Annotated in this window: 8 protein-coding genes and 1 pseudogene; 1 reads left to right on the top strand and 8 read right to left on the bottom strand. The window is 46.4% G+C overall.

All coding sequences use genetic code 11. The features are described from left to right. Positions 1-189: 189 nt before the first annotated feature. Positions 190-483: pseudogene (locus PPOP_RS25920) on the top strand (transposase); the annotation flags it as partial. Between the two features lie 365 nt (positions 484-848). Here the strand turns inward: PPOP_RS25920 and PPOP_RS10530 are convergent. From PPOP_RS10530 to PPOP_RS10500, 8 genes are all read right to left on the bottom strand, one after another. Beyond that, positions 849-1,457 (bottom strand): hypothetical protein, encoded by a 609-nt coding sequence (locus PPOP_RS10530; RefSeq protein WP_052516608.1) that lies wholly within the window; start codon positions 1,455-1,457, stop codon positions 849-851. Beyond that, the gene (locus tag PPOP_RS10525; RefSeq protein WP_006286307.1) at positions 1,454-1,825 is read right to left on the bottom strand and encodes a hypothetical protein; all 372 of its coding nucleotides are present in this window, start codon (positions 1,823-1,825) and stop codon (positions 1,454-1,456) included. The genes PPOP_RS10530 and PPOP_RS10525 overlap by 4 nt, the downstream gene beginning before the upstream one ends. 465 nt (positions 1,826-2,290) lie before the next feature. Continuing rightward, positions 2,291-3,346, bottom strand: a complete 1,056-nt coding sequence (locus PPOP_RS10520; protein WP_042228382.1) for a phosphatidylinositol-specific phospholipase C — start codon at positions 3,344-3,346, stop codon at positions 2,291-2,293. Between the two features lie 253 nt (positions 3,347-3,599). Beyond that, positions 3,600-3,947, bottom strand: coding sequence for an ABC transporter permease (locus PPOP_RS25915; RefSeq protein ID WP_422730637.1), 348 nt, complete (start codon positions 3,945-3,947; stop codon positions 3,600-3,602). After that, positions 3,859-4,287: a hypothetical protein gene (locus PPOP_RS22740; protein WP_006286304.1), complete on the bottom strand. Its 429-nt coding sequence runs from the start codon at positions 4,285-4,287 to the stop codon at positions 3,859-3,861. Before PPOP_RS22740 ends, PPOP_RS25915 begins: the two co-directional genes overlap by 89 nt. 3 nt (positions 4,288-4,290) lie before the next feature. Then, on the bottom strand, positions 4,291-4,497 hold the full coding sequence (locus tag PPOP_RS25435; RefSeq protein ID WP_306304721.1) for a winged helix-turn-helix domain-containing protein: 207 nt from the start codon (positions 4,495-4,497) through the stop codon (positions 4,291-4,293). Then, positions 4,472-4,975 (bottom strand): response regulator transcription factor, encoded by a 504-nt coding sequence (locus PPOP_RS10505; RefSeq protein WP_006286302.1) that lies wholly within the window; start codon positions 4,973-4,975, stop codon positions 4,472-4,474. Before PPOP_RS10505 ends, PPOP_RS25435 begins: the two co-directional genes overlap by 26 nt. Before the next feature lie 354 nt (positions 4,976-5,329). Further along, positions 5,330-6,876, bottom strand: a 1,547-nt coding sequence (locus PPOP_RS10500) for an SDR family oxidoreductase (RefSeq protein WP_006286301.1), incomplete at its 5' end; no start/stop codon positions are given.

Here is a 6,876-nt window from a genome sequence, read left to right as displayed (position 1 = left end):
CTGTCGAATCCATAGAGGCTTATTTGGCACGTCAAGCCGCCGAAGATGAATGCGAAGGCAAGGAGCAACCCACCGCGAACGACCAAGACCCGCCTTACAGAACAAGCCATCCATGAAGATTTTCATGGAAAAACCTTCTCGAACCAGACCCATCGAAGCACCAGCGATCCGGATTCCCACCTGTACAGATACCGTCACGTGCAGAAAATGCGAGTTCGCTGTGAACACGTCTTTGCAGAGGCGAAGAACGTTCACGGAATGAACCGAGCCCATAGCCGAGGATTGGAGCGCATGCAGGAGCAGGCCACGTGGACAGCCATTGTCCAAAATTTGAAACGACTCTGCCGGTTTAAGAAAAAACGGCCAGTAGGCGGTAGTTCCGTATGCGTAAATTCCGTCGGAGATGCGGTTGAGATGCTCACAACACATTTACTCCCCCAACTACGCTTTGCTTTTTGCCGTCCTTGTTACGGCTCAATCTGACCTCGATAACTATTTTTCACCAGACTAGGTGTTTTAATTTGTCTCGCGTTATGGGGTCTGTCCCATGAGATCAACACTGTTGACCGGAGGGGTTTTTTATGCCGCCGCGCAAAGGACAAAAAATGAATCAATATAGTGAAGAAACGAAGAAAGAGGGACGGACCATCAGGGAAATGAGTCATAGATTGCACAAGTGACATTTTCATAGACAGGAGGAAGTTGCTTTATATAAGTTGTTTCTTGTTCGCAATAATTTTATCTCACCATTTTTTCTGTAGTCACCGCTCACATTCTTTAATAGAATAGGAGAGCGGTGACTGGTCGGATTCATGCCGACGAATCGGCCAAATCGTCTGTGTTCCGGATTAACGTATAGGCGACCCCGGTTCAGAACGGTAATTCACGCGTAACGCACGGGCAAAATTGGTCGGAACGATCCCACTCGAAAAATGCATCGGAATGATGCCCTGAAGTGCTTCATCCGCCGATAACCAGGAATGATTCACGCGGGTGGAATCTGTTGTATTCCGGGTAGCCAGGACACAGAGACCATGCGTCCGTTCGCCCCAAATCGCCCAGTTCTTAGATGGGGAGAGCCACACGACAACGTCGGAGTTAAATAACAATGAATCCGCCGAACTGCCTGTCGGCGCCAGCCCCAATACGCTCCAATAATCATCCCCAGACATGGTCGGAGGCAACTCAAACCAGTTATAGCAGCCGAACTTTTGATAAAAATAGTTGACGGGATGCGGCTCAATCACTCCCATTAACATATATGGATCTTGCGACTTAGCGGCTATCTGCTGAAGACAAGGCCAAAAATCCTCACTCATCGCCCAATCAAATTCTTCAAAATGGAACTGATTGAATGGCCCTCGAAACACTTGACCTGGCAACCGCGATTTGCAATCGATTATCTCGTAAGCCAAAGCGGAAACCTTTTGAAATTGGCTATCCGTTTTAATTATCACTTCGTTGTACCCAGTCTGATTTTCGTATCAATTTTTTTACTGTTTGCTTTATAATAGTCAGCTGTTGGCCCGCTAGTTGACTTTGCATTATCACGAATAGCGTACTTTGCTCCGTTTCTATCATAAATATTGACTTTGCCATCCTTACTAGTTGATTTATTCCACCCTGAAGTTGAGAGATTTCTCTCGAATTCATTTTTCGTAACATTAGTTCCTCTGTTGTTATAGCGACTATCCGAATTTTTAATATTTTCATACTTTGAGACATTGTTTTTCCAGCTAGAACCCCCAGCTCCCGAAGCCGAAGCAACGGTGGTAATTGTGAAAGCGAGAAAAATAAACAAAACTAATGCAATGTACTTTTTCATGTCTATCTCCTTTTTCGGTAGAGAATTAGTTTGAAAACTGAATAATTTTCTTCATCACCACCTGTCGCTTTCCTATTTTGGATTAAATCAGAGTTTTTTCGAAATCCGAATGCTCCCCCCTTTTTGAAATGTTGTGACAGCATGTTAAATTATAGTATTTATGAAGGCATAATATTAAATAAGTATAATTATATTTTGTATTAATAGTGTGACAAACGCTCTGTAAAAAACCTGCTCTGTTTCATTGCAGTCGGCCTTCGCAACCAAATAAACGCCAAAAAGCCCCCCGCTGTTGGGGAGGCCACTGAAAAAGTCCATTCGCCCTAAAGAGCCAATTCTTCATTTTTGGGAACGGCATAGCAACGAGAGGTGTACTTTTGTACACGTGCTCAGGGTAACCATCGGTGGCTCAAAGCTGCAGTAGGCCCGGTTTTCTGTACGGGATGCGGTTCACCAAAAATATGTTTATATAAATCGTTTCTTATTCGTACGAATAATATTTTCAATCAATCCTTTTCCCGGAAAATCAGCCACAACGATGCCGGTATACTCCACATTGTGATTGGCTATATAATCCGTTGTCAACACGTTCGTTCCTTCAAATAAAATTGTGCATATTTCAAGGAAGCAATCCGTTCTGGGGAAATCGGGATATGAGTCTGCCCAGCCGGGAGTCGTCAACCCCGTAGCAAGCCGGGAAGCCGATGTTCCAGGGCTGCTGTGTCCGCTTGCAACAAAGTATGGATACGCAAGATTCCCGCCGCTTAAATAATTGATGAAATTGGTTTGAGAACCTTTTTGATGACTTTCATTTGCTTTCTGCAATTGTTGTTTTACGTCCAGCCATTTTTGGTATAAATCCCAGTTCGTTGAGACTTTATAATTATCTTGAATATTGAATTGATGAGCATAATCGATACCCATATTCGACAAGGAAAAATTGCGGAGAATCACGATTTTCCCTCTCATTTCTCCTAGCGATGGATTTGTGATCGTTCCGTTTTGGCTGTCCCAAAAAAATTCAGGGCACGTATCGATATATCTCTGTAGGGTTTCACGGAACACGCTGTCGGAAACAGAACTTTGTTCCTGTTTGATGCGCATCAAAACCGTTTCGCTCGGATTGCATTTCAAAAAATCAGCAACCTCATTTAATACGTCTCCGAACATGGCATCTAAGTAGTAGGGGCCATGTTGAAGCGAAAAAGAACCGTCAACATAACGGCAACGAATATCCAAAAAGCGAATTCCGGAATGTAATTGCGTGTTCAGCGTCATCGACTGTGTATACACATGATCCGTTGCAGGCTGGTAGGTTCGATAAGCCATGCTGTCATGTGTACCTGGAATGGATAAATCACTTAATCTAGTATTATCATTAATCAAACTCATCCAGTTTCGATTTTCATATCCTATGGTTGCATCATGTGAATATCCAGAATGCCAAAGTGCCAACGCAAGTTGCGTATGAAATCCCAGAATCAATACTAGAATCATTGAAAACAGAATGATTTTCTTCATTACCATCTTTCCCCTTTCGAACCTTTGCTTTTACCATAATATTAATTTCGAAATCCGAATGCTCCCCTTTTTGAAATAACGATTAATTTGGACTTTAAATAAAGAGGAAGCTTTACTGAGGGGGCTTAATGTTTTTCAAGAAATCTGTAGAGTAAGCAAAAGATCCTCTGAAGGCAGAGGATCTAACGGATCTATTTTCCATGTTTCGTCTTCCCATTTCGATATTTATGGACTCTTTTTCAGCTAGTGTACTCTAATTCTCCCTATGAAGAGCATCTACGATACTTACTTTTAATAACCTGTACATCGGCCAAATCGTTGCGACGAACGTCGTAATCATGGCACCCGCGAAAGCAATGCCGATACTGTACCATGGGATCGTCCAAGCTATATCCAAAGCACCTGCGAAGAGAACATGTATGCTATAACTCAGAGCCGTCCCTATAGCAATTCCGATCACAGCGGCAAACAAGCCATAAAATATGCTTTCTAAAATAATCATTTTCTTCACTTCATTCTGGGTCATGCCGATGGCCTTGAGTACTGCGAACTCTTTCGTGCGAAGAATGAGATTCGTACTTACTGTATTTACAATATTCAAGAAAGCAATTAATACAATGACACCGATAAAACCGTAAAGCAAAATACGGATAGTCTAACAACTCTTCGTTGTACCCATATTGCGCCAATATCCTTTTGCCTTCTGTTACTTCATGTTCTTGGGCTCCCTGAGTGATGTAGTGGATTATTTCATTTTCAAATTGCGGCTCTTTCTTCAAAACGTGACCAATCAGCGCAACATTCTGATTCACTATGGCCTTATTGATATGCCCGACTTGCTGACTCATAAAAACGAACACGAGTACCGCTAACAATACTTGTAATACAATGACTTTAATGACGATGGACTTCCATTCTGGATTACGGAAGATTTCAATCATGGTTTATCGTCCTACGACTTCTGCATTCCATTTGTATCCGACTCCTCGAATGGTAATGATATATTTCGGCATAGCAGGAGTATCCTCAATTTTCTCTCTTAACCTTCTGATATGGACCGATAGGGTATTGTCATCAATGAACTCTCCTGACATATCCCAAAGACGGTGAAGAATCGTACTTCTGCTACAAATTTGTTTCGGGTGAGTCATTAACATCAGTAGCAAACGATATTCCAGCCCCGTCAACATAAGCTCTAAGAACAGTTCCTTCGAGAGCCCGGACTTCAATATCGTCGGATATCCAACTATTTACTTCATTCTTAGGTTTATGGTTGCGCCTTAATACGGCTTTCATTCTGGAGAGAAGTTCTTTGGTACGGATCGGTTTGGTCATATAATCATCTGCTCCCAAATCTAGGCCTGCAACAACATTTGCCTCCTCATCTAAAGCCGTCAAGAATATGATGGGAACTTGAGATGATACCCGGATTTCCCTACAGAGGGCATACCCCGAACCATCAGGTAGATTCACATCTAACAAAATTAGATCGACGGCATCTGCCATCAATGCCTTTCTGGCTTCTTCTAAGCTACTGGCAAGAACAACGGTATATCCTTCACTCGTTAAAGTATATTCAATACCAAACACCAAATTATCATCATCTTCAACCAGTAAAATTCGATTCATTGTCCACCTCATCTACGAAAGTATTTTATAACGAAGGCCTACTACATCATTGCATTTACTTTTGTATATGGAACTTCGATCTATTTGAGACTCATATTGTCTAAAATATACAGCTTGAATATACTTATTTCAAGCACTAAGTTCCGATACTCACTGTTAATGGCAGAGTTCCATATATGGGCTCAACATAATGCTTTGTTGCTTCGGGAGCACAGAGATCATCAGCCTTTGATGAGATACTTTGATATACCGAAAAAAAAGAGACAGACTCTTCAAAAAATGAAGAATTGTCTCTTTCAGGACGAAGGAACTTTTTCAGTGGCCCCGCTCATCGCGGGCAAGTCTTTTCCGCAGTCAATCTGTACTCTTATTTAAAGTCTCGGCGTGCTGAAGCAGTCGCCGGAATTCCGCCTCCGCCGGCTTCGTCCATGCGAAGCCCAGACGAGCGAGCAGCGCCGCCGTCCGTTCGCCCGTATGCACGAAGACGGTCTCGCCGGATGCTTCATCCATCCAGCCGTTGTGCAGCAGCACGCTCTCTACCGCCTCCCGGTTCTCTTCCCTCTCGAAGCGGGCGTACAGTTCATCGAAGAACGGGCCGGGAGCCAACGGCTTCACCGCGATACCGGTGTGGACAGCCAGCAGCTCGGACAGACGGATCAGATGAGGGTTGTACACGTGATACGTTCCGTTGTAGAGCGCCGGCTTGTCGAACAGCGTGACGATGGCCGCGCTCACCTGATTGACGAAGGACAGATCGGTGTCCGGCTCCGACGCCAGCACGACCCCTAGGCCAAGATAAGCTTTGATTGTATTGTAAAAAGCGTTGTCCGCGATATTCTCCTGGAAATGGCCCGTGTCTGAATGACAGACGATATTGCCGACCCGATATATGCTCGCCTGCAGACCACGCGCGCGGGCTTCCTGAATCCGCAGCTCCGCTTCGAATTTCGTCTTCACATAGACGTTTAGATGCTGCTGGCCGAGATCGCCATCATCTTCCGTGAACAGCACTTCGGCGCGGCCTTCAATGGTGCCCATGCCGACCGACATCGTCGACACATGATGGAACGCCTTCGGCGTCCGTTCCAACGCCAACTCAATCAACCGTTCCGTCGCCGTCACGTTGCTCCTCACGAATTCGTCATACTGGCCGTAATGCTTCACGTTCGCCGCCGCGTGGACGATGCAGTCAACCTCCCCGGCGAGCCGCTCATAGTTCTCGACCTCGAGGCCCAACCGTTCCGCCGACAGCTCCCCGTTCACGAGATGGATACGTGCGGCATGCATCGGGAACCATTCCGGGCCGAAATAGTAGGCCAGCTTGTCCGCCAAGCGTCCGCGCGCCTCGTCCGGCGTCCGCCCCCGCACGATGACGCTGACTTCGCTGCCGGTGCGCAAGATGATCTCGTTCAGCAGATAGGCTCCCAGATAGCCGGTCGCTCCCGTCAGCAGCACATGGCGGTACTCCGTCCGCCGCTGCGCTTCCGGTTGCATCCGGTCTTCGATGCCGCTGCGGTAGCGATAGCGCGCTTCCGCCATCGCCGGCGCTTCCCCGTCCAGCGCCGCGGCATACCGTTCGCGTATGCGCGTCAGCTTCTCCCGCAGATGATTCGGCCGGTACTCGATATGACGGGCAAGCTGCCGAATCGTCGGATAAGCGAAGATGTCGGCGACATCGACGATAAATTCCTGCTTCAGCCGGGCGACCAACGTGATCGCCTTCAAGGAATGGCCGCCGATGTCGAAGAAATTGTCCTCGACGCCGACCGCCGTCAGCCCGAGCACCTCCTGCCACGCGTTGACCAGCTTCTGCTCGATATCGTTCTCCGGCGCCGCCATGCTGCCAGACACGCCTTCGAGTTTCTCCGGCTCCGGCAGCTTCGAACGGTCGATTTTGCCGT

This window comes from Paenibacillus popilliae ATCC 14706 (assembly GCF_000315235.1).
GTDB lineage: Bacteria > Bacillota > Bacilli > Paenibacillales > Paenibacillaceae > Paenibacillus_B > Paenibacillus_B popilliae.
Note: the sequence above shows the minus strand (reverse complement) of the source record. Positions and strands in the feature narration are given on the sequence as shown.